Origin of the sequence: Pseudomonas syringae pv. tagetis (assembly GCF_022557255.1) — a bacterium.
In the GTDB taxonomy this organism is placed as follows: Bacteria; Pseudomonadota; Gammaproteobacteria; order Pseudomonadales; family Pseudomonadaceae; genus Aquipseudomonas; species Aquipseudomonas caricapapayae.
Map to the genome: position 1 here is coordinate 2,085,051 of NZ_CP092923.1, position 20,572 is coordinate 2,105,622.

The 20,572-nt window shown below is 57.8% G+C and carries 22 protein-coding genes; 17 read left to right on the forward strand and 5 right to left on the reverse strand.

Annotated features, from left to right (window positions below; genetic code table 11):
• Positions 1–39: 39 nt before the first annotated feature.
• The gene (locus tag MME58_RS09445) at positions 40–1,059 is read right to left on the reverse strand and encodes an alpha/beta hydrolase (protein ID WP_055006214.1); all 1,020 of its coding nucleotides are present in this window, start codon (positions 1,057–1,059) and stop codon (positions 40–42) included.
• A 142-nt stretch (positions 1,060–1,201) separates the two neighbouring features.
• Here MME58_RS09445 and aroC point away from each other — a divergent pair, with 142 nt between their 5' ends.
• The 6 genes from aroC to MME58_RS09475 all read left to right on the forward strand — a co-directional run bounded on the left by aroC (position 1,202) and on the right by MME58_RS09475 (position 6,401).
• Positions 1,202–2,293, forward strand: coding sequence for a chorismate synthase (gene aroC, locus MME58_RS09450; protein WP_055006213.1), 1,092 nt, complete (start codon positions 1,202–1,204; stop codon positions 2,291–2,293).
• 30 nt (positions 2,294–2,323) lie between these two features.
• On the forward strand, positions 2,324–3,487 hold the full coding sequence (locus MME58_RS09455) for an MFS transporter (RefSeq protein WP_082427480.1): 1,164 nt from the start codon (positions 2,324–2,326) through the stop codon (positions 3,485–3,487).
• Positions 3,484–4,098 (forward strand): methylthioribulose 1-phosphate dehydratase, encoded by a 615-nt coding sequence (locus MME58_RS09460; protein ID WP_055006211.1) that lies wholly within the window; start codon positions 3,484–3,486, stop codon positions 4,096–4,098. The genes MME58_RS09455 and MME58_RS09460 overlap by 4 nt, the downstream gene beginning before the upstream one ends.
• Positions 4,099–4,179: 81 nt before the next feature.
• Positions 4,180–4,725 carry a 1,2-dihydroxy-3-keto-5-methylthiopentene dioxygenase gene (locus MME58_RS09465; RefSeq protein WP_055006210.1) on the forward strand — a complete coding sequence of 182 codons (546 nt, stop codon included), beginning with the start codon at positions 4,180–4,182 and terminating at the stop codon, positions 4,723–4,725.
• Between the two features lie 16 nt (positions 4,726–4,741).
• Complete coding sequence (gene mtnC, locus MME58_RS09470) at positions 4,742–5,425, forward strand: acireductone synthase (protein ID WP_055006209.1); 684 nt, start codon at positions 4,742–4,744, stop codon at positions 5,423–5,425.
• A gap of 253 nt (positions 5,426–5,678) precedes the next feature.
• On the forward strand, positions 5,679–6,401 hold the full coding sequence (locus tag MME58_RS09475; RefSeq protein ID WP_054987730.1) for a helix-turn-helix transcriptional regulator: 723 nt from the start codon (positions 5,679–5,681) through the stop codon (positions 6,399–6,401).
• A 123-nt stretch (positions 6,402–6,524) separates the two neighbouring features.
• Here MME58_RS09475 and MME58_RS09480 read toward each other — a convergent pair whose 3' ends face one another.
• Complete coding sequence (locus tag MME58_RS09480; protein WP_002552849.1) at positions 6,525–6,803, reverse strand: DUF3509 domain-containing protein; 279 nt, start codon at positions 6,801–6,803, stop codon at positions 6,525–6,527.
• Between the two features lie 327 nt (positions 6,804–7,130).
• Here MME58_RS09480 and MME58_RS09485 point away from each other — a divergent pair, with 327 nt between their 5' ends.
• Both MME58_RS09485 and MME58_RS09490 read left to right on the forward strand, forming a co-directional pair.
• Complete coding sequence (locus tag MME58_RS09485; RefSeq protein WP_055006208.1) at positions 7,131–7,676, forward strand: ankyrin repeat domain-containing protein; 546 nt, start codon at positions 7,131–7,133, stop codon at positions 7,674–7,676.
• 107 nt (positions 7,677–7,783) lie between these two features.
• Positions 7,784–8,302 (forward strand): hypothetical protein, encoded by a 519-nt coding sequence (locus tag MME58_RS09490; protein WP_054987732.1) that lies wholly within the window; start codon positions 7,784–7,786, stop codon positions 8,300–8,302.
• Here MME58_RS09490 and MME58_RS09495 read toward each other — a convergent pair.
• Entirely contained in the window at positions 8,299–9,225 is a 927-nt protein-coding gene (locus tag MME58_RS09495; protein ID WP_054987733.1) for a ZIP family metal transporter, read from the reverse strand. The two genes, MME58_RS09490 and MME58_RS09495, sit on opposite strands and share 4 nt — an antisense overlap.
• A gap of 153 nt (positions 9,226–9,378) precedes the next feature.
• On the opposite strand from MME58_RS09495, the gene MME58_RS09500 reads away from it, so the two are divergent.
• From MME58_RS09500 to MME58_RS09535, 8 genes are all read left to right on the forward strand, one after another.
• Entirely contained in the window at positions 9,379–9,570 is a 192-nt protein-coding gene (locus MME58_RS09500) for a PLDc N-terminal domain-containing protein (protein ID WP_002552853.1), read from the forward strand.
• A gap of 188 nt (positions 9,571–9,758) precedes the next feature.
• Positions 9,759–10,619, forward strand: a complete 861-nt coding sequence (speE, locus tag MME58_RS09505; RefSeq protein ID WP_054987734.1) for a polyamine aminopropyltransferase — start codon at positions 9,759–9,761, stop codon at positions 10,617–10,619.
• 253 nt (positions 10,620–10,872) lie between these two features.
• Positions 10,873–12,960: an LTA synthase family protein gene (locus tag MME58_RS09510; protein WP_054987735.1), complete on the forward strand. Its 2,088-nt coding sequence runs from the start codon at positions 10,873–10,875 to the stop codon at positions 12,958–12,960.
• Between the two features lie 193 nt (positions 12,961–13,153).
• Positions 13,154–13,390, forward strand: a complete 237-nt coding sequence (locus MME58_RS09515) for a hypothetical protein (protein WP_054987736.1) — start codon at positions 13,154–13,156, stop codon at positions 13,388–13,390.
• A 248-nt stretch (positions 13,391–13,638) separates the two neighbouring features.
• Entirely contained in the window at positions 13,639–13,980 is a 342-nt protein-coding gene (locus tag MME58_RS09520; RefSeq protein ID WP_054987737.1) for a ribonuclease E inhibitor RraB, read from the forward strand.
• Between the two features lie 461 nt (positions 13,981–14,441).
• Positions 14,442–15,851: a circularly permuted type 2 ATP-grasp protein gene (locus MME58_RS09525; RefSeq protein ID WP_054987738.1), complete on the forward strand. Its 1,410-nt coding sequence runs from the start codon at positions 14,442–14,444 to the stop codon at positions 15,849–15,851.
• A 12-nt stretch (positions 15,852–15,863) separates the two neighbouring features.
• Positions 15,864–16,823 (forward strand): alpha-E domain-containing protein, encoded by a 960-nt coding sequence (locus tag MME58_RS09530; protein WP_054987739.1) that lies wholly within the window; start codon positions 15,864–15,866, stop codon positions 16,821–16,823.
• Entirely contained in the window at positions 16,820–17,650 is an 831-nt protein-coding gene (locus MME58_RS09535; protein ID WP_054987740.1) for a transglutaminase family protein, read from the forward strand. Before MME58_RS09530 ends, MME58_RS09535 begins: the two co-directional genes overlap by 4 nt.
• Before the next feature lie 59 nt (positions 17,651–17,709).
• Here MME58_RS09535 and MME58_RS09540 read toward each other — a convergent pair whose 3' ends face one another.
• Entirely contained in the window at positions 17,710–18,081 is a 372-nt protein-coding gene (locus MME58_RS09540) for a rhodanese-like domain-containing protein (RefSeq protein ID WP_054987741.1), read from the reverse strand.
• Between the two features lie 609 nt (positions 18,082–18,690).
• On the opposite strand from MME58_RS09540, the gene MME58_RS09545 reads away from it, so the two are divergent.
• Positions 18,691–19,419 carry an amidotransferase gene (locus tag MME58_RS09545; RefSeq protein WP_054987742.1) on the forward strand — a complete coding sequence of 243 codons (729 nt, stop codon included), beginning with the start codon at positions 18,691–18,693 and terminating at the stop codon, positions 19,417–19,419.
• Between the two features lie 63 nt (positions 19,420–19,482).
• On the opposite strand, the gene MME58_RS09550 is transcribed toward MME58_RS09545, so the two are convergent.
• Positions 19,483–20,454 carry a magnesium and cobalt transport protein CorA gene (locus tag MME58_RS09550; protein ID WP_055006207.1) on the reverse strand — a complete coding sequence of 324 codons (972 nt, stop codon included), beginning with the start codon at positions 20,452–20,454 and terminating at the stop codon, positions 19,483–19,485.
• Between the last annotated feature and the right edge of the window lie 118 nt (positions 20,455–20,572).

Here is a 20,572-nt window from a genome sequence, read left to right on the forward strand (position 1 = left end):
CAGATCCGCCAGGACTGAAGGGCATGCGACTAACGGGCGTCAGATCTTTTTTTCCTGGTGGGGCAGGGCTTTGATAAAGCTCAGGATCCGCCTGGTGACTTCACTGGCCAGCGGCTGAGTCGGATTACGGTAGGACAGCAACTGCTGCTGCAGATCATCCGGGACGATGCGCAGCACATGGTTCATTCCGTCGATCAGGGCCAATTCGGCATCCGGCCTGGCTTTTTGCAGCAGCAGGGCGTCGCCTACGCCCACCTGAATGTCATTGCGGCCCTGAACGATCAGCGCCGGAATGTGCAATGCACCGAACGCTGCAGCCGGGTCCTGACGGAACAGCGAGATCAGATAAGGCTGAACGCTGGGGCGGAATACCACTTCCAGTTCGGCGGGCACGTTGTCATCGGTTTTGCCAGCCTTGAGTTCGTCCAGCAACTGATTGCTGCGTTGCAGCAGGTCTGGTGGCAAGCGTTCCTGAAACTGCTCGCGCAGCACCTGATCCACAGGTCGCCCGGTGCCTGCCACGGAAATCAGCGCCGCTGCACCCACCTTCTCAGCTGCCAGCGTTGCCACCAGTGCGCCCTCGCTGTGGCCCAGCAAGATCAACTGGCCCAGACGCGGATTGGCTTTGAGCGCCCTGGCCCAGAGCCCGACATCGGCAACGTAACGCTCGACGCTGAGGTTGCGCTCATCCGGGGTGACCGCCTTGCTGGCCGCGACGCCCCGTTTGTCGTAACGCACGCTGGCAATGTTGTTGCTGGCCAGAATGACCGCCAGGCGCTTCATGCTGTCGTTGCGTCCGCCCTCGGGGTTATTGCCGTCGCGGTCTGTGGGGCCGGAGCCGGCAATGATCAGCACCACCGGAACCGGTTTGTCCGACCGGGGCATGAGCAGGGTGCCATACAGCTTGCCGTTTTCGGTGTCCACCGTTATCTGCCGCTGCACCGCACTGGGCGTTGCTGCACTGGCTATTCCAGCCATGAGGCTCAGGATCAGGGTCATCGGCAGGGCCAGCAGACGCAACGCTTTTGGAACTCGAGACAGGGAATTACCGGATAACATCGCAAGGCCATCATGGGGGGGAGTCTCGCTTGGACGCACGCCACGGCAGAAGGTTCGAGGATGAACTGAACCGCCAGCCTGCGTATACTGGCGCGCTTGGTTTAACGATCTGGTTTTTTGGCTGATTTTTCGGAGCGCCCGCATGTCCGGCAACACTTTCGGCAAGCTGTTCACTGTCACCACCGCCGGCGAAAGCCACGGCCCGGCGCTGGTCGCTATCGTCGACGGCTGCCCGCCTGGGCTGGAGCTGGACCTGCAAGACCTGCAGCGTGATCTGGACCGGCGCAAACCGGGCACCAGCCGTCACACCACCCAGCGTCAGGAGGCCGATGAGGTCGAGATCCTCTCGGGCGTGTTCGAGGGCCGAACGACCGGTGCCTCCATTGGTTTGCTGATTCGCAACACCGACCAGAAATCCAAAGACTACTCGGCCATCAAGGACCTGTTCCGCCCGGCTCACGCCGATTACACCTACCACCACAAATACGGTATCCGCGACTACCGGGGCGGCGGCCGCAGTTCGGCAAGGGAAACCGCCATGCGGGTGGCGGCGGGGGCTATTGCCAAGAAATATCTGGCAACCCAGGGCATCGTCATTCGGGGTTACATGAGCCAGCTTGGCCCGATCCAGATCCCGTTCAAGACCTGGGAATGCGTCGAAGACAACGCGTTTTTCTGCCCCGACCCTGACAAGGTGCCGGAGCTGGAAGCCTACATGGACCAGCTACGTCGTGATCAGGACTCGGTCGGTGCGAAAATCACGGTGGTTGCAGAAGGCGTGATGCCTGGCCTTGGCGAACCGATCTTCGATCGTCTGGATGCCGAACTGGCCCATGCGTTGATGAGCATCAATGCGGTCAAGGGCGTGGAGATCGGTGCCGGTTTCGATTGCGTTGTGCAACGTGGCACCGAGCATCGCGACGAGATGACGCCGCAGGGTTTCCTGTCCAATCAGGCGGGCGGTATTCTCGGCGGTATTTCCTCTGGCCAGCCGATCATTGCGCACCTGGCACTCAAGCCTACGTCCAGCATCACCACACCGGGGCGCTCGATAGACACCGATGGCAACGCGGCCGACGTCATCACCAAAGGGCGGCACGACCCGTGTGTCGGCATCCGTGCCACACCGATTGCCGAGGCGATGATGGCCATCGTGTTGCTGGATCATCTGCTGCGTCATCGCGGTCAGAACGCCGATGTCAGCGTCAATACGCCTGTGCTGGGGCAGTTGTAATGCATGCCGTCACGGTCGCGGATTGCTAGCGTGGCGCAAGCTTGCGGCGGACAGCTTCCGTACTGGCGGCTGTCCGGGTTCTACGTGTGTTATTTCGCCTTGCTCGGCCTGTCCGCGCCGTTCATGGCCCTTTACCTTCACCATTTAGGTTTTTCCAGCGCACGAATCGGCGAACTGATCGCCATTCCCATGCTGATGCGCTGTGTAGCCCCCAATATCTGGGGCTGGCTGGGCGACCATACCGGGCGCCGGCTGATAATTGTGCGTTCTGGTGCCCTCTGCACGCTGCTGGCATTTTCGCTGATCCTGGTGGAAAAAAGTTACCCCTGGCTGGCGATGGTCATGGCGCTCTATGCATTCTTCTGGCACGCCATCCTTCCGCAGTTTGAGGTCATCACCCTCGCGCACCTTCAAGGCCAGACCTCGCGCTACAGCCAGATCAGGCTGTGGGGCTCGATCGGCTTCATTCTTGCGGTGGTGGTGCTGGGGCGGGTGTTCGAGTGGTTCAGCCTGGACCTGTTCCCCTACATCGTGCTGGCGATCATGTCGGGTATCGCTCTCAGCAGCTGGTGGGTTCCGAACGCGCATCCTGCGCCGTCGACGCGGGAAGCGGAGGCGGGCGGTTTTCTTCGGCAACTGGGAAGACCCGGTGTGTGGGCGTTTTACGTCAGCGTTGCGCTGATGGTGCTCAGTCATGGCCCGTATTACACCTTTTTGACCCTGCACCTGGAGGCACTCGGCTACAGCCGCGGTCTCATCGGCATGTTATGGGCGCTCGGCGTTGTGGCTGAAGTGCTGATGTTCATGGCAATGAGCCGTATTCTGCAGCGGTTTTCCGTGCGCCAGGTGCTGTTCGCCAGTTTTCTGCTGGCGGCGCTGCGCTGGCTGCTGTTGGGCATGTTTGCCGATCATTTGACTGCGCTGCTGATTGCGCAGGTGATGCATGCCGCTACGTTCGGCAGCTTTCACGCCGCTGCCATTCATTTCGTGCAAAGTAGTTTTGGCCCGCGCCAGCAAGGGCAGGGGCAGGCACTGTATGCTGCCTTGTCCGGTGTTGGTGGAGCCTTGGGCGCGCTGTACTCCGGCTATAGCTGGAACGCGCTGGGGCCTGCCTGGACATTTGCCATCGCCAGCCTTGCAGCCTTTGCCGCAGCCGTCATGATTGTCACACCCAAGAAAGAGGAAGGTGTATGAGCCGCGAACAACTGAGCCTGGAAATCATCGAAGCCGGGCGCTTCCTGTATGGCCGTGGCTGGTCGCCTGCCACCAGCAGCAATTATTCTGCCCGCCTTTCGGCCAGTGAAGCGCTGCTGACCGTATCCGGCAAGCACAAGGGCCAGTTGGGTCCCGACGATGTGCTGGCTACCGATCTGGCTGGCAACAGCCTGGAACCAGGCAAAAAACCGTCTGCCGAAACGTTGCTGCATACCCAGCTTTATAGCTGCAGACCACAGGTCGGTGCTGTATTGCACACCCACTCGGTGAACGCAACGGTGCTTTCAAGGCTGACCGCTGCCGATCATCTGGTGTTCGAGGACTATGAACTGCAGAAGGCTTTTCATGGCGTGATCACTCATCAGTCACAGGTCGTGGTCCCGATTTTTGACAATGATCAGGATATTGCCCGTCTCGCCGCAAAAGTGCAGCCTTGGCTCGACGCCCATCCCGATTGCGCCGGCTACCTGATTCGTGGTCACGGCCTTTACACCTGGGGAGCGAAAATGAGTGATGCATTGCGCCAGATCGAGGCGTTCGAGTTTCTGTTCGAGTGCGAGCTGAAAATGCGCGCGGTACTGAACCGTTAAAGACGCCGTATTAAACCAGTCTGTGAGCCTGACCGGCCTGTAAAAGCCGGAAGGCGGTGCCCCAAACCGAGGATTCATGCCATGAGCAGCTTGTCCGTTTATCACGTTTCAAGCCCCGACACGCCCAATAAGGTGCTGACCCATCTGGAAGACATTGCCTCGACGCTGGCCGAGCACGGCGTGGCGTTCGACCGCTGGGAAGCGGCAACGCCGATCACCCCCGGTGCCAGTCAGGAAGAGGTGATCAGCGCCTATCGTACCCAGATCGACAAACTGATGACCGAACGTGGCTATGTCACCGTAGACGTCATCAGTCTCAGCAGTGACCATCCGCAGAAAGCCGAGTTACGCGCCAAATTCCTTGAAGAGCACCGGCATGGCGAGGACGAAGTACGCTTTTTTGTGGCCGGACGGGGCTTGTTCACGCTGCACATCGAAGATTATGTGTACGCCGTGCTATGCGAGAAGAACGACCTGATTTCGGTACCGGCCGGCACACGGCACTGGTTCGATATGGGTGAGAATCCGCATTTCGTTGCCATTCGGTTGTTCAACAACCCGGAAGGCTGGGTGGCGAATTTCACCGGTGAAGATATTGCCGGCCGTTTTCCACGGCTGGAAGACTGACAGGAGCCCGATTCTGATGCCCATCAAAGCTGTCCTCACGGATATCGAAGGCACTACCAGTGCAGTGAGTTTTGTTTTCGAGGTGTTGTTTCCATTCGCCAGAAAACACTTGCCCGAATTTGTTCGGCAAAATGCCGGGCAGCCGCTCGTATCGTCGCAACTGCACGCAGTGCGCGCCGAGGCCAATGAGCCAGCCGCCGATGTCGAAAGGGTTATCGCGATATTGCTGGAATGGATTGCCGAGGACCGCAAGGCCACGCCGCTCAAGGCATTGCAGGGCATGATCTGGGAGCAGGGCTATAACGCGGGAGTGCTCAAAGGCCATGTTTACCCGGATGCCGTCGACGCATTGAAGCTCTGGCATCAGCAGGGCTACGGTCTCTACGTTTACTCGTCAGGCTCGATTCAAGCCCAGCAGCTTATCTTCGGCTGTTCCGAAGCGGGTGATCTTTCCGGTCTGTTCAGCGGTTATTTCGATACAACGTCCGGTCCCAAGCGCGAAGCGCAGTCATATCGGACAATTGCACAAGCAATTGGCTGTCCCGCCCAGGACATTCTGTTCCTCTCCGATATCGTCGAGGAACTCGACGCTGCCCAGGCCGCCGGGATGGCCACTTGCGGTCTGGCGCGTGAGGGCGGGGTGCTTGCTGGACACCGCTGTGTGAGCAGCTTTGCACTCATCGACCCTGCTTCTTTCTAGACGACTCCAGTCTGTTACGCGCGCCATCGCCCTGGTGGCGCGGCCTGAAAATCTGCCTGCTGCAAGGCTTGCGCGCCATTTCTGTAGGGCGTTTCCTGCTGTCGAGTAAGGCGTTTCCTGCCTGAAAGTGCGTTGAATCTGTTTGTTTGGCTCATCCTTCTTCAAAGCGATTATTCGTGTAATTTCTGCGCCATCGCCCCCGAGTCAGGGACAACACGTGTACCCGTTCACGGGCGCAGAAGGAGCGGTAGCGATGGGCAGTGCCATTACAGAAAGCGCAAGCAGGGATCTTTTGATACAGCAGATGGTAAGCACAATCACCGAACTCGATGGCCAGACCGCCATCGAAAATGCCCTCCAGTGGCTGCGACGCGAATGTGGCAGTGAGCGGGCGATGTTCTATCAGTTCAAAGGGCCGCTGTTGCTGACGTTCATTACGTCCAATGTCGATGATGCCTGGGGCAAGGCCTACCGCCAGCATGAGTTGATCACCCAGGACCCGGTCATCCGTTGTTACCGTAATCAGCTGGGGTTCATAAACTGGCAGGACGCATTCAGGCAATACCCGGTCTCAGCACGTTACGACGAGCTCGTCGAGGCGGGCGGACTGCTTCCGGCTATTTCTTACGGCTACACTAACCATTGCCGCGGTACTGACAGTGTCACATCGGTCTGCACACTGGGCGAGGTGGAACGCATGATCTCGGCTGAACAAAAATACCTCATGAGCAGTCTCATGCCAGTGCTGCATAGCGTCGCGCGGGGTTTGAAATTCTGTTCTCGTGGTCTGACCCATCGGGAACTGGAGGTGCTGCAGTGGGCCAGAGACGGAAAAACCGCCTGGGAGATATCCATGATCCGCGATGTGTCGGAGTCGACGGTGAAATATCATCTCAAGACCATTTATTCCAAACTGGGTGTTGCCAATCGGGCGCAGGCAGTAGGTGAGGCGCTTTGCCGTGGTCTGATCAGATAGCTCATCAACCACAGGCAGCCAAAATAGTGGGTAAAAAAAAGCCGCGAAAACAAAATGTAATCGCGGCAAACAAGGGATGAGAGAGCGTACAGCGGACGCCACCCACAAAGGGTGGCGAGAAAATCAACGGGTGTGGTAAGTCGGCAGATCGAAGCGGTGCTGGCTTTGCAGCATCGAAATGGCTGGCAACTCGCTGGCTTGTGCAGCCAGGTCGCGGCGGATAGCGCTGATTACCCATTCCAGTTGAACCGGAGTGTGCAACTGAGCATAAGACACGGAGCGACGGATCTGTTTGCCATCGTGAGTACGCAACGACAACAGTACACCACCATCAGGACGTGGCTGGGTGGTGACGGTGTAGTCGGAGAATACGGAAGCGAATTTTTCTTGAATAAAGGTCATGTCAGGCGGCTCCATTGCTCATGGGATAATAAGCTTGCAAGTACTATTGCAGTGTCTGTGCCAGTATTTGCACTTGAATTAAATCCTTTAAAATCAAGCAGTTAAAATATTATCGATTTTCAGGTCTCGTGCATTTTGCATGAACGCCCATCGTGCGCCCTGCATTTTGCCGGTTCCTGACCGTGGTCAATCGGGCAGAACGGAGTATTGGAGGATTTCGCTGCTGTCTCTGATGCCGATCGAACAGCCAGCGAGACTTGCGGTCAGTGTGTTTATCGCTGCCGGGCCATCAAATGCCCGGAGTGCCGTGCGCCAAGGAGCCATTTAATGACCGATACAGATATCAGCCCGTCGAAAACCATGACCGAAGACGAAGCAGCCGAGTTCGCCGAGCAAGTCTTCGACGTGGCTCGTCAGGGAAATGCAGTCATGCTCGAGCGCCTGCTTGAAAAGGGATTGCCTGCAGATTTGCGCAATCACAAGGGCGACACGCTATTGATGCTGGCCAGCTATCACTGTCATGCGGATGCGGTCAGGGTGCTGCTGAGTTTCAGGGCCGATCCGGAAATCCGTAATGACAATGGCCAGAGCCCTATCGCCGGTGCCGCGTTCAAAGGTGATCTGGCAGTGGTCCGGTTGCTGGTGGAGGCGGGTGCCAATGTGGACGGGGCCTCTGCCGACGGTCGTACCGCACTGATGATGGCCGCCATGTTCAATCGTAACGAGATAGTCGATTACCTGATCAGTCAGGGCGCAGATCCGCATGCCACTGATGCCAAGGGCATTAACGCACTGGGTGCCGCTCAGGCGATGGGTGCGACTGTCACCATCGAGCAGTTGACGAAACTGGGTGTACAGCCAGCCCGGTCATGAGGCCATGCTCTTCATGGGCGCAAGTACTCAGGCATGAACATAGAGGCGCGAAGGATTTACCGTTATCCTTCGCGCCTCTTTTTTTGCCCGTTATCAGGATCGCCATCATGAAAGACTCTCTGGTCGAATTAATCAGCAAAGTCAGCTCCGGCTGCATGGGCGACGATGAAATCGTGCATATTGCCGATGAGGCGGCGCAGGCGTATGCCGACCCTCAGGCGTTTCTGACCGCTAATCCTGATATCAACTACGACGACACCTTTCCGATCCCGTTGGGCGAATGGGTGGTGGTGGGGAGTTTGCCGGAGACAGTACTGTTCCAGGCTGACAGCTACATGGAGCTGTTCGAGCAGATCGTGCAATCGTTCGGCAAGGATGTGACGTTCAACATCAAGCCGAAACAGTTGGCCAAGGTCGAACCGCTCGTAGCGCTCAATCGTATTCAGATTCAATTGAGCAGCATGAACAAGGACATGGGCGGCTATGTCTTGATGAATTTCAGCCAGCCACTGGATGACGAATTGCAAGCAGTGCTGGTTTACGGTCGTGACGAGGCGCGTGTGCTCGAACTGGCAGCGCTGGCCGGCATCCATGCCGCCCCTGCACTGCAAGCGTTGCGCGGTTAGCCCAGGGCGGTGTCAAGAAACATCATCACTGCAAAGCCACCCATCAGCCCCAGCGTTGCCGAGGTCTGATGGCCGTTGCGGTGGGTTTCCGGGATGACTTCATGGGACACCACGAAGATCATCGCGCCTGCCGCGAGCCCCATGCTCAGCGGATAGGCAATGGCAAAGCCGCTGGAAATCCCCAGGCCCACCAGCGCGCCCAGCGGTTCCATCAGGCCTGAACCGATAGCCACCAGCATCGCCTTGAATGCCGACAGCCCCGTAGCACGCAGGGCCAGCGCGATGGCCAGACCTTCAGGAATGTCCTGAATGGCGATGGCCGTGGTCAACGGCAAGCCGACATTCATGTCGCCGCTGGCGAAACTGACGCCTATCGCCATGCCCTCGGGCAGGTTATGCAGGGTGATCGCCAGGACGAATAGCCAGACCCGACTGATGCGCTCCGAATGGGGCCCCTGACGACCTACGCTTTCATGCTCGTGCGGGGTGAACTTGTCCAGACCCAGCATCAATAGCACGCCCAGTCCAAGCCCCGCGACAACCGTTGCAGCGGCCCATGGTCCGCTGTCGGTAATGTCCCTTGCGGCCTCCAGCCCCGGCAGTATCAGCGAGAACGAACTGGCAGCCAGCATCATGCCAGCGGCAAAGCCGAGCATGATGTCCTGAGCGCGTTGCGAGACGTTGCGCAGGGCGACGGCCATGATCGCGCCCAGTGCTGTGGCCAGAAAACCGGCTGTCCCGCCGAGCAATGCATGATTGAAGTTGACCTGACTGGTGCCGTAGAAGGCGTTGTAGAGGCTGATGCCGATCAGGCCGGCGACGATCAGTAGAGCGAGCGCGAAGCCCAGGCTTACCAGCGGGCTGCCCTGAAGATGGCTGGACCATGTCGCCCAGGGCGTTCGGGGGTGTGCGGGCGTTGGCATGAAAACGGCTACCTTTGTGAGGGTTGAAAGCGATGGCGGATGAAATGCGAAGTTGACCCCGATTGGGAGCCCGAGAATATAAGGTTGGTTCAACGGAACCCCCGAACGGCGCAACTATCCTAGGAAGGTAAGCATTCAATTAGGGGCAACACCATGGGTTCTAGCTTCAATGGCCTGGTCGGCTTGATCATTCTGGCGCTCGATATCTGGGCCATCATCAATGTCTTGAAAAGCGGCGCAGAGACCGGCAAGAAAATCCTCTGGGTATTGCTGATCGTGCTGTTGCCTGTTGTGGGCCTGATCATCTGGGCAATTCTCGGGCCGCGCGGCAACGTACGCATCTGATACGTCGACAGGCTGCAAAGGAACGCTTGATTGCCCCGGTAATCAGGCGTTTTTCGTTTAAGGGAGCAGTCATCTGCATGGGATAAGCTGCACAGAGGTTCGACCTGTCATGCTCCTCGACGTAGAATGCGCGCCTTTGTTGCGGGCGGTCGGCCGTCCTGTCATCAGTACCCAGCGGGAGCTTACCCATGAGCGATTATCAGGAAACGTTGTACGAAGGCTACGGCCAGCGCTTTCGTATGGAAAAAATGCTTCACGAAGTGCGCACCGAACACCAGCATCTGGTGATCTTCCAGAACCCGCGCATGGGCCGTGTCATGGCTCTGGACGGCGTCATCCAGACCACAGAGGCGGATGAGTTCATCTACCACGAAATGCTCACCCACGTGCCGATTCTGGCTCACGGTGCCGCCAGGCGTGTACTGATCATCGGCGGTGGCGACGGCGGCATGTTGCGTGAAGTGGCCAAGCACCTGACGGTCGAACATATCACCATGGTCGAGATCGACGCCACGGTGGTCGAGATGTGCAAAGAGTTTTTGCCGAATCACTCCAACGGCGCCTTTGACGATTCGCGTCTGAATCTGGTCATCGACGACGGCATGCGCTTTGTCGCGACGACTGACGAGAAATTCGACGTGATCATCTCCGACTCCACCGACCCGATCGGCCCCGGTGAAGTGCTGTTCTCGGAAAACTTCTATCAGGCCTGCCATCGCTGCTTGAACGAAGGCGGCATTCTGGTGACCCAGAACGGCACGCCATTCATGCAATTGAGCGGTGTGCAGACCACGGCCGGGCGCATGAACGGTCTGTTTGCCGACTGGCACTTCTATCAGGCTGCCATCCCGACCTATATCGGCGGGGCGATGACCTTCGCGTGGGGCGCAACTGACAAGAGCTACCGCAAACTGCCGGTGGAAACCCTGCGTCAGCGTTTCACCGGCAGCGGTATTGTTACGCGCTATTACAACCCTGAAGTTCATATCGGCGCATTCGCCTTGCCGCAGTACGTATTGCAGGCTGTGAGCAAGGCCAGCAACGACTGACCATCGATACGGCGTTGCCCAGCCGGGTTGGCCCTGAAAGACGTTGATACGCGCGGCTGGCGACAGAAATTTCACACGTTCTGTCCCAGAATTGCGCGCGAAGCTGAACAGGCAAGCGTCTTCATGGGCTGCTCAGGCCCCTGACGACCCGCAATCAAGTAATATCTGCGCCCTGTCGCACACCGCCCCTCTCTTGAAGGAGGGCGGTGCTGCACCCTGAACCTACTCCTGACTCCACCGGATCCTGACAACCATGGCCAAAACGGACGCCCAGATTCATCGGCAAGCCCGCCTGCAAAACCCGACTGTCAAATCGCATCTGGCTTACATCCTGCTCAGCGGCTTCGCTCTGATGGTGATGTACACACTGTTGCGTATCGGTCTGCTGGTCTACAACCGCGAGATGATTGGCGACACGCCAGCCTCGACGTTCCTTGAAGCGCTTTTCAACGGCACACGTTTCGACCTGCGCCTGACCATGTACCTGCTCATTCCGCTGGTGCTGTCGCTGTTCAGCGCCCGGGCCATGGCGGCACGCGGGTTCTTCCGTTTCTGGCTGACCCTGGTCGGCAGCATCACGCTGTTTTTCGGCTTGATGGAAATGGATTTTTATCGTGAGTTCCACCAGCGCCTGAACGGGCTGGTGTTTCAATATGTCAAGGAAGACCCAAAGACCGTTCTGAGCATGCTCTGGTACGGCTTTCCGGTGGTGCGCTACCTGCTGGCCTGGGCAGTGGTGACCTGGCTGCTGAGTCTGGTGTTCAAGGGCATTGATCGTGCAACCCGTCCACGCCTTGCTGCAAACGCCAGCTCGGCGGGCACTCGCTCCGTTGCGCCGTGGTACATGCGCGTCGGCGTATTCGTTCTGGTGTTGCTGGTCATGGTGGTCTGCATCCGTGGCACCCTGCGCCAGGGCCCGCCGCTGCGCTGGGGTGACGCTTACACCACTGACTCCAACTTCGCCAATCAGCTGGGTCTCAACGGCACACTGACGTTGATCACTGCAGCCAAGAGCCGGATGTCCGAAGATCGCGACAACATCTGGAAAGCCACGCTGCCACAGAACGAGGCCCAGCAGACCGTGCGCGACATGCTGCTGACCCCGCACGACAAGCTGGTCGAGCCGGATATTGCCGCTGTGCGCCGCGACTTCACGCCGCCGGCAGAGAACACCTTGCCGATCCGCAATGTGGTGGTCATCCTGATGGAAAGCTTCGCCGGCCATTCGGTGGGGGCTCTGGGCAGCGATGCCAATATCACGCCGTACTTCGACAAGTTGTCCAGGGAAGGCTTGTTGTTCGATCACTTCTTCTCCAACGGCACTCACACCCACCAGGGTATGTTCGCCACCATGGCGTGCTTCCCGAACCTGCCGGGCTTCGAGTACCTGATGCAGACGCCGGAAGGCAGTCACAAGCTGTCAGGCCTCCCGCAACTGCTGAGCACGGGGCGTAACTACGATGACGTCTACGTCTATAACGGCAACTTTGCCTGGGACAACCAGTCCGGTTTCTTCAGCAACCAGGGCATGACCAACTTTGTCGGTCGCGAGGACTTCGTCAATCCGGTGTTCTCCGATCCGACCTGGGGTGTTTCCGACCAGGACATGTTCGATCGGGGTGCGCAGGAGCTCAAGGCCCGTCAGGACGGCAAGCCGTTCTATGCGCTGCTGCAGACCCTGTCCAACCACACGCCGTATGCCTTGCCGGATCCGCTGCCGGTCGAGCGCGTGACCGGCCACGGTTCGCTGGACGAGCATCTGACCGCCATGCGTTATGCCGACTGGGCGCTGGGCCAGTTCTTCGAGAAGGCCAAAAAAGAGCCATACTTCAAGAACACGCTGTTCGTGGTACTGGGCGACCATGGTTTTGGTAACGACAAGCAACTGACCGAAATGGACCTGGGCCGTTTCAACGTGCCTCTGCTGCTGATCGGTCCTGGTGTGCAGGAGAAGTTCGGTCAGCGCAGCAGCATCGTGGGTACGCAGGTCGACGTAGTGCCGACCATCATGGGGCGTCTGGGTGGCCTGAACCGCAACCAGTGCTGGGGCCGCGATCTGCTCAATCTGCCAGAGGGCGACAAGGGGTTTGGCGTGATCAAACCGTCGGGCAGCGAGCAGGTGGTCGCGATCATCAGCGGCAACCGCATTCTGATCGAACCGACGGAAATGCCTGCCAAGTTGTTGACCTATAGCCTTGGCGCCAAGCCGCATGCCGAGGAGGTGCCTGATGCACCTGACGCTCAGGAGCTCAAGCGCAAGCTGGAAAGCTTCCTGCAGACGGCCACCAAGAGCCTTCTGGATAACACAGCAGGTGTAGAAGCCAGCAAGAACCGCAACTGATGAAAACCGACTCGTACGGGTAACCGGCGAGCCGGATCAGTCCACAGACAAAAGGCCCTCGGCATCCACTGCGAGGGCCTTTTGTTTTGCCCGCGATGGCAGGCTGTCCGGCTTAATTCGTTGGAACGAATGCGCGGGCCAAAAGGTCCAGATCACATAAGCCAGAGTGCCTGGCTTCGTTCTGGAGGCATTGATGAAACAGTGGGCCATTTTGTACCTGGACAAGGATGGTGTGCAGCAGCGTGTTGAGGCTGGCTTTGACGAGTGCCCGACCCCTGAGGACGCCGCGCGTTTTCTGCGCAAGGACCTGTACCCGGTCACCGATGAGCTGAATCTGAATGATCTTGACGGGCGTACCGAAGAGCCGACCGTGAAGACGCTCAAGGACCATAACAGCGTGCAGATCATTTCCATTACAGAAGTCGCCTGACCTGAAGTGATTCAAAAAGCTTTTCGTGGCAACCACTTGGCATCTGCCCCGTGAAGGGTCTACTCTGCAGATGAGGCCGTTGAAGCGGCCTCTGACATCTCGATATCCGACCTGTGCCAAGCCTGGTCCGGTCAGCTACATGCTTGATTCCCCACGCCGGATTACCTGTCGTGTGGCGGCCCCCGATGATTCGGCGGTCGCTCTGGAAGAGTTGAAACTCTATCTATCGTTGCATAGGAGGACGTTTCATGAGCACAGCCTATCAAGAGGACATCAGCAGTAACGTACTGCGCCGCATGAAAGAAGGCGGTTTTGATTTCGCGCGAATCTACCCTATCGAGTTCTACGCCATCTTCCCGGACGAGGAGCGGGCACGGCAGGCCGCAGAGCAATTTCGCGGTGAATCCCTCAACACCCAGGTCAACATACGTGACGACGGTAACTGGCACCTGCAATTGAGCAAAGTGATGTACGCCACCTATGACGGTATCGGTGACTTCGAACAGGACTTTCAGGCGGTGATTTCACCTATGGACGGTGAAGTGGAAGGCTGGGGTGTCACTCAGGAGATCAGACGACTGCACGCTTGATACTTGTTTATTGTCAGACAATACGCGACCGGCTGATTCGGGACAGGTTCTGGATCAGCCGGTTGTGTTTTCGGCTTTCGTTCATAAACAGTGGTCAAAAAAAAGCCACTCAAATGAGTGGCGCAAAGGGAAGTCTGTTTAAAATCCGCACAGGCAGCCCAGCGGATCCAAAAAATAATGCGTGAGGCAAAAGTACCGTTTGGTGCCCTGTTTGCTCGGTTGCTGGCGAGTATGGCGAACTAATATCGTTGGCGGAAATCAACTCTGACTATGCTGATCATAGATTTCACGGTTGAATGACGCTTCCGAATGAGGCGCGAAAGAATTGGCTTGGGCGTTTAGTGCACAGGAATGGTGCGCAGAGCGCTGGATAGTTATCTAACCATTTGATAATAAGGCGTTTATGCCGGTGGCACGGGCTTTGCGATGGTCTTGGTGTCCATGGTGACAAGGAGTACGGCATGATCCGCACCTTTTATGACGAGATGTACGATGCTGGTGGTGTAGTCCGCCCGCACTATCGGGAGTTTGCCCGCTGGCTGGGCGATACGCCTCCCGAGCTTTTGGCTCAACGCAGGCGCGAAGCCGATCTGCTGTTTCATCGCGCCGGGATCACGTTCACGCTCTATGGCGATGAGCAGGGGACCGAGCGGCTTATTCCTTTCGACACCATCCCGCGCAGCATACCGGCCAGTGAATGGCGTGTTGTCGAGCGTGGCTGCATTCAGCGTGTCAAGGCGCTGAACATGTTTCTCGCGGATCTTTATCATGACCAGCGCATTATCAAGGCCGGGATAATTCCTGCCGAGCAGGTGCTGGCCAACGAGCAGTATCAGTTGGCGATGCAGGGCTTGAACTTGCACCGTGATCTGTATTCGCATATTTCCGGTGTCGATCTGGTGCGTGACGGTGACGGCACGTATTACGTGCTGGAAGACAACCTGCGTACCCCGAGCGGCGTGAGCTACATGCTCGAAGACCGCAAGATGATGATGCGTCTGTTTCCGGAGCTGTTCTCGGCCCAGCGCATCGCCCCCATCGATCATTACCCGAACCTGCTGCTCGACACGCTCAAGAGCTCAAGTCATCTGGACAATCCGAGTGTCGTGGTACTGACGCCCGGACGTTTTAACAGCGCCTTTTTCGAGCATGCGTTTCTGGCTCGCGAGATGGGCGTCGAGCTGGTGGAAGGCGCGGATCTTTTTGTCCGCGATGACCGTGTATTCATGCGTACCACAGACGGCCCCAAGGCTGTCGATGTGATCTACCGACGGCTTGACGATGCATTTCTCGATCCGCTGGCGTTCAACCCTGATTCAATGCTGGGCGTTCCCGGCCTGCTGGCAGCCTACCGTTCCGGGAATGTGGTTCTGGCCAATGCGATCGGTACCGGCGTTGCCGATGACAAGTCGGTTTACCCGTATGTCACCGACATGATTCGCTTCTACCTGGACGAAGAGCCGATTCTCAAGAACGTACCCACCTGGCAGTGCCGCAAGCCGGAAGAACTGTCACATGTGCTGGCCAACCTGAGTGATCTGGTCGTCAAGGAAACCCAGGGCTCCGGGGGCTACGGCATGCTGGTCGGCCCTGCGGCGACCGCCGCCGAGATCGAAGCCTTCCGGGCGCGTCTCAAGGCCAAGCCACACGCGTACATCGCCCAGCCCACCTTGTGCCTGTCGACCTGTCCGACCTTTGTCGAGAATGGCATAGCCCCGCGACACATCGATCTGCGCCCCTTTGTCCTGTCCGGTCGCGAAACCCGTGTTGTACCTGGCGGGCTTACCCGAGTGGCCTTGCGTGAAGGCTCGCTGGTGGTCAATTCGTCACAGGGTGGCGGAACCAAAGACACCTGGGTGGTCGAGGATTAAGGATGCCTGCCAATGTTAAGTAGAACTGCCTCTGATCTTTTCTGGATGTCGCGTTACCTGGAGCGAGCGGAGAATCTCGCCCGTATGCTGGACGTGAGCTATTCGCTGTCGTTGATGCCGCAAGACGGGCGGGGCGATGGGCTGGATGAAATAGCCATGCCGTTGCTGATTACCGGAACGCTGGAAACCTACGTCGAGCGTCATGGTGAACTGCATGCCGAGCGCATGCTGCACTTCTTTGCTCTGGATGCGACCAATCCGGCCAGCATCTACAGCTGCCTGGGGGCCGCGAGGGCCAGTGCGCACGCGGTGCGCGGTCGTATCACCGCCGACATGTGGGAGAACATCAACTCCACCTGGCTGGAAATTCGCGGCATCGCCCAGCAGGGCCTGACCCGTTACGGCATGAGTCGCTTCTGCGAGTGGGTCAAGGAGCGCTCTCACCTGTTCCGTGGTGCAACCTACGGCACCATCATGCGTAACGATGCATTCCGTTTCATCCGTCTGGGAACGTTCATCGAGCGCGCTGACAACACCATGCGCATGCTCGATGCCCGCTATGAAATGCTTGAATTGCGCGGGCCGCAGGCCAATGCCGCGGCGGACAATTCGGCCGCTGGCTATTACCAGTGGAGCGCCTTGTTGCGCGCACTGTCCTCGTTCGAGGCCTACACCGAGGTTTATCGGGATGCGCCCGGCGCGCGTCAGGTTGCTGAACTGTTGCTACTGCGTGCCGACATTCCGCGTTCACTGCGGGCGTGTCTGGAAGAGATGGACGTCATCCTGGCCAGTCTGCCCGGCGTCAATGGTCGACCGGCACAACGTATGGCCGCCGAGATGGATGCACGATTGCGCTATACCAGTATCGACGAGATTCTGGATGAGGGCCTGCACGAGTGGTTGAACGAATTCATCCCGATGCTGGCCCAACTAGGTGATGCCATCCACACTTCGTATCTGGAGGCTGCATGAGACTTTCCATAAGTCATGAGACCACCTATCAATACGATGATCAGGTGCGTTCGAGTATTCAATATCTGCGCCTGACACCCCACGACAGTGAGCGCCAGCAGGTGCTCAGCTGGCAACTGACGTTGCCGCGGCCGGTACGCGCGCAGATCGATCCCTTTGGCAATATCCTCCATGTCCTGAGCCTGGAAGAGCCGCACGAGGCGATCATTATCGGCGCGCGTGGGCAGGTGGAAATCGACGAAACCCGCGAGGCCGAGCATGAGAGTCAATCAGCGTTGCCGTTTTTGCGCGTTACCCGGCTGACCGAGCCCGACGAAGCGATTCGCGCTTTCGCGGCGCGGGAATGCCACAAGCGCGCGGACCGTAGCGCACTGATCGATCTGATGCAGGCGCTCAACCAGCACATGACCTACACGCAGGGTTCGACTGAAGTGGACACCAGCGCTGCTCAGGCTTTCGCCGGGCGCTCGGGAGTCTGTCAGGATCACACCCATGCCTTTCTGGCGTGCGCCCGCAGCCTTGGCGTGCCTGCACGTTATGTGTCTGGCTATCTGTGCAGCGAAGACAGCGAGCATTTGTCCAGCCACGCGTGGGCCGAGGCCTGGATAGACGACGCCTGGTACAGTTTTGATGTCACCAATCAGTTGGCCATTCCCGAACGGCATTTGAAACTGGCGGTGGGGCTGGACTATCTGGATGCCTGTCCGGTACGTGGTATGCGCCGCGGTGGCGGATCTGAACAGATGCACGCCAAGGTTGTGGTTTCGCCCATGACCGGTACGCCAAAAGTGAAAACCCGTGTGCAGGTCCAGACACAGCATCAGTAGTTCGTAAATACTGCTCTGCGCATCACCGAAACGGCCGGAGCCAAAGCACCGGCCTTTGTCTATTCTGCAGGGTCGTCGGTGATGTCGTAGAGCGCGTTATGCAGCTCTTCGTAGTTACCGCCATTAATGACGCTGTAGTAGCCGGCAGCCCGAAGCTTGTCCTGGGCCTTGTCGGCCTTGCTGTCAGTGCTGCTGAAAATGACGAACACCGCGTTACGGTCGTTGAGTACCTGTTTCATCTGGTTGACCAGCCGTCTGTCATCGACGCGCACTGCATTCAACACCGTGCCTGCGTCGTAGTCAGTCTGACTGCGCACATCCATCGCCAGTTTGCCTTCTTTCAGTGCTGCCACGGCCGCAGCCTGATCCACCATGCCCGCGTGCGCAGCGAAGCTGCCGACGAGTGCAAAAACAGCAATCCATTGGCGCATAGGCTCATCTCCCTCAGTACGAGTGGAAAGAGTGGCACAGTTATACGTGGACCGAAAGCGTCTGTGATCAGCCGAACAGCCGGTTCAGGTTAGGCACAATCAATAACAGTGCAGTGGTAAAGAGTATCAATCCCGCCTGACGTACTTTGGACTGCTTGAACTTGAACATGGCTGACCGCCTTTTGTTGTTATTCCTGAGCGACAAAGCAAATCGATTCTGTGACGCAGATGATCGACTTGCCGACAAGGGTACGCACTGAACAGGTGGACCCGATCATCCGACCGTCGGCCCGAGCGCTGAAAGGATTTTGCGCGCTTCCTGTTACAGATCTAACCATAGAGCCGGGGTGCCCTGTAATTTAGAACGGTTGGGGATCTAAAGTTGCGCGTTTAGAAGTTAACGCTATTACCAACTGCATGGCTTAATGCACAAGCCTTTTCTAGACGCCTCGTGGGGGAGCATCGGCTTTGCACCGTTCGTCAGGGGCAGAATTTTTCTACGCTAATTACGCGTCCGAGACAGGGCAGGGTGTTGCTTGATTTGCTGCGGCCTTCAAGGCAGGCTCTGCCGATACGCTTTTGCCTCATCACTGTTTCAGGGTCTCTTTTATGTCTTTACGCATCTGTATTCTGGAAACCGACAACCTTCGACCGGAACTGGTCGAGCAATACCATGGTTACGGGCGGATGTTCGAATTGCTCTTCGCGCGCCAGCCAATCGCTGCAGAGTTGACGGTTTATAACGTGGTGCAAGGGGACTACCCACCTGCAGACGAGCGGTTCGACGCCTACCTGGTGACTGGCAGCAAAGCCGATTCATTTGGCACCGATCCATGGATTCAGACGTTGAAGGTTTATCTACTGGAGCTTTATCAGCGCGGCGAAAAATTGCTGGGTATCTGCTTTGGCCACCAGTTGCTGGCCTTGCTGCTGGGAGGCAAGACCGAGCGTGCCGTGCAGGGCTGGGGAGTCGGTATCCATCACTACCAGCTGGCCCCCGCCAGGCCGTGGATGACGCCAGCGATGGACAAACTCACGCTGCTGATCAGCCACCAGGATCAGGTTACCGCGCTGCCCGAGAACGCAACGGTCCTTGCTTCCAGCGAGTTCTGTCCGTTTGCCGCCTACCATATCAATGATCAGGTGCTATGTTTCCAGGGGCATCCCGAGTTCATTCATGAGTTTTCCCGCACCTTGCTTGATCTTCGCCAGGACGCATTGGGCGAGCACATCTATCAACAGGGGGTTGCCAGCCTCGACCACGATCACCACGGAGCAACGGTTGCGGAGTGGATGATGCGCTTTGTGGCGCATAAGCCGCACGCGCAGTCGGTGTGAGCGGACGCATGACGTGTGGTCATGTGTGGTCATGCGCCTGGCGGTTTGCAGGGGGCTGCTCTGCTACAGCCAGCCAGAACGCTTGAAGCTGGCAAACAGCGCCGCACAGCCGCCCACGATTACGCCCAGTACGATGAAGTAACCGTAATGCCACTTGAGTTCGGGCATGTTCTCGAAATTCATGCCATAGATACCGGCAATGGCCGTCGGGAACGCCAGAATCGCTGCCCATCCGGCGAACTTGCGCTGCACGATACTCTGTCGCGAAGACTCCAGCAGCAAGCCGATTTCTATTGTCTGGCTGGCGATGTCACACAGATTGCCAAGGTCTTCCATCTGCCGTTTGACGTGAATTTCGACATCGCGGAAGTAGGGTCGCATGTTCTTGTCGATGAACGGGAAGCTGAGTCTCTGCAGTTCCTCACCCACTTCCACCATGGGGGCCACGTAACGGCGCATCCGCAAGAGATCGCGACGCAGTGCATGAATGTGCTGAATATCCGACTCGCGCAGTGAACCACCGATGACACTTTGTTCCAGCAGTTCGAGTTCGGTGTGGATGGCTTCGGTGACCGGTTGATAGTTCTCGGTCACGAAGTCCAGAAGGGCGTAAAGCACGAAGTCTTCGCCGTGTTCCAGCAGCAATGGCCGTGCTTCACAGCGCTGTCGCACCAGTCCGTAGGACTTGGAGTGGCCGTTGCGTGAGGTGATGATGTAGCCCTTACCGGCGAAGATGTGGGTTTCGATGAACAGCAGCTTGCCATTGTCGCGTACCGGCGCGTAGGTCACGATGAACAGTGCATCGCCGAAGGTCTCCAGCTTCGGACGGCTGTGAACTTCCATGGCGTCTTCAAGAGCCAGTTCGTGCAGGTTGAACTGCTCTTTGAGGCTGGTGAGTTCCTCATCGCTGGGCTGCTCCAGCCCGATCCAGACAAAGTGATCGGGTTTTGCGGCCCAGGCGGCACCTTCATCAAGGGTAATATCGCGGACTTTCTTGCCTTTGCTGTACACCGCTGCTGCAACAACTCGACCCATGGCGCTATCGCTTCTTCAATATGTCAGTGGCGCAAAAAACATGCGCGGTAGCTGATCAGATTGATCAAATGCGTATGAGTTCGCGAGTAAACAAAAGCCCGCACGTGCGGGCTTTGAT

Excerpts from the sequence above, each read along its gene's own strand:
- MME58_RS09445 (WP_055006214.1), bottom strand. The coding sequence starts at position 1,059 with ATGTTATCCGGTAATTCCCTGTCTCGAGTTCCAAAAGCGTTGCGTCTG.
- aroC (WP_055006213.1), top strand. The coding sequence starts at position 1,202 with ATGTCCGGCAACACTTTCGGCAAGCTGTTCACTGTCACCACCGCCGGC.
- MME58_RS09460 (WP_055006211.1), top strand. The coding sequence starts at position 3,484 with ATGAGCCGCGAACAACTGAGCCTGGAAATCATCGAAGCCGGGCGCTTC.
- MME58_RS09465 (WP_055006210.1), top strand. The coding sequence starts at position 4,180 with ATGAGCAGCTTGTCCGTTTATCACGTTTCAAGCCCCGACACGCCCAAT.
- mtnC (WP_055006209.1), top strand. The coding sequence starts at position 4,742 with ATGCCCATCAAAGCTGTCCTCACGGATATCGAAGGCACTACCAGTGCA.
- MME58_RS09475 (WP_054987730.1), top strand. The coding sequence starts at position 5,679 with ATGGGCAGTGCCATTACAGAAAGCGCAAGCAGGGATCTTTTGATACAG.
- MME58_RS09480 (WP_002552849.1), bottom strand. The coding sequence starts at position 6,803 with ATGACCTTTATTCAAGAAAAATTCGCTTCCGTATTCTCCGACTACACC.
- MME58_RS09485 (WP_055006208.1), top strand. The coding sequence starts at position 7,131 with ATGACCGATACAGATATCAGCCCGTCGAAAACCATGACCGAAGACGAA.
- MME58_RS09490 (WP_054987732.1), top strand. The coding sequence starts at position 7,784 with ATGAAAGACTCTCTGGTCGAATTAATCAGCAAAGTCAGCTCCGGCTGC.
- MME58_RS09495 (WP_054987733.1), bottom strand. The coding sequence starts at position 9,225 with ATGCCAACGCCCGCACACCCCCGAACGCCCTGGGCGACATGGTCCAGC.
- MME58_RS09500 (WP_002552853.1), top strand. The coding sequence starts at position 9,379 with ATGGGTTCTAGCTTCAATGGCCTGGTCGGCTTGATCATTCTGGCGCTC.
- speE (WP_054987734.1), top strand. The coding sequence starts at position 9,759 with ATGAGCGATTATCAGGAAACGTTGTACGAAGGCTACGGCCAGCGCTTT.
- MME58_RS09510 (WP_054987735.1), top strand. The coding sequence starts at position 10,873 with ATGGCCAAAACGGACGCCCAGATTCATCGGCAAGCCCGCCTGCAAAAC.
- MME58_RS09515 (WP_054987736.1), top strand. The coding sequence starts at position 13,154 with ATGAAACAGTGGGCCATTTTGTACCTGGACAAGGATGGTGTGCAGCAG.
- MME58_RS09520 (WP_054987737.1), top strand. The coding sequence starts at position 13,639 with ATGAGCACAGCCTATCAAGAGGACATCAGCAGTAACGTACTGCGCCGC.
- MME58_RS09525 (WP_054987738.1), top strand. The coding sequence starts at position 14,442 with ATGATCCGCACCTTTTATGACGAGATGTACGATGCTGGTGGTGTAGTC.
- MME58_RS09530 (WP_054987739.1), top strand. The coding sequence starts at position 15,864 with ATGTTAAGTAGAACTGCCTCTGATCTTTTCTGGATGTCGCGTTACCTG.
- MME58_RS09535 (WP_054987740.1), top strand. The coding sequence starts at position 16,820 with ATGAGACTTTCCATAAGTCATGAGACCACCTATCAATACGATGATCAG.
- MME58_RS09540 (WP_054987741.1), bottom strand. The coding sequence starts at position 18,081 with ATGCGCCAATGGATTGCTGTTTTTGCACTCGTCGGCAGCTTCGCTGCG.
- MME58_RS09545 (WP_054987742.1), top strand. The coding sequence starts at position 18,691 with ATGTCTTTACGCATCTGTATTCTGGAAACCGACAACCTTCGACCGGAA.
- MME58_RS09550 (WP_055006207.1), bottom strand. The coding sequence starts at position 20,454 with ATGGGTCGAGTTGTTGCAGCAGCGGTGTACAGCAAAGGCAAGAAAGTC.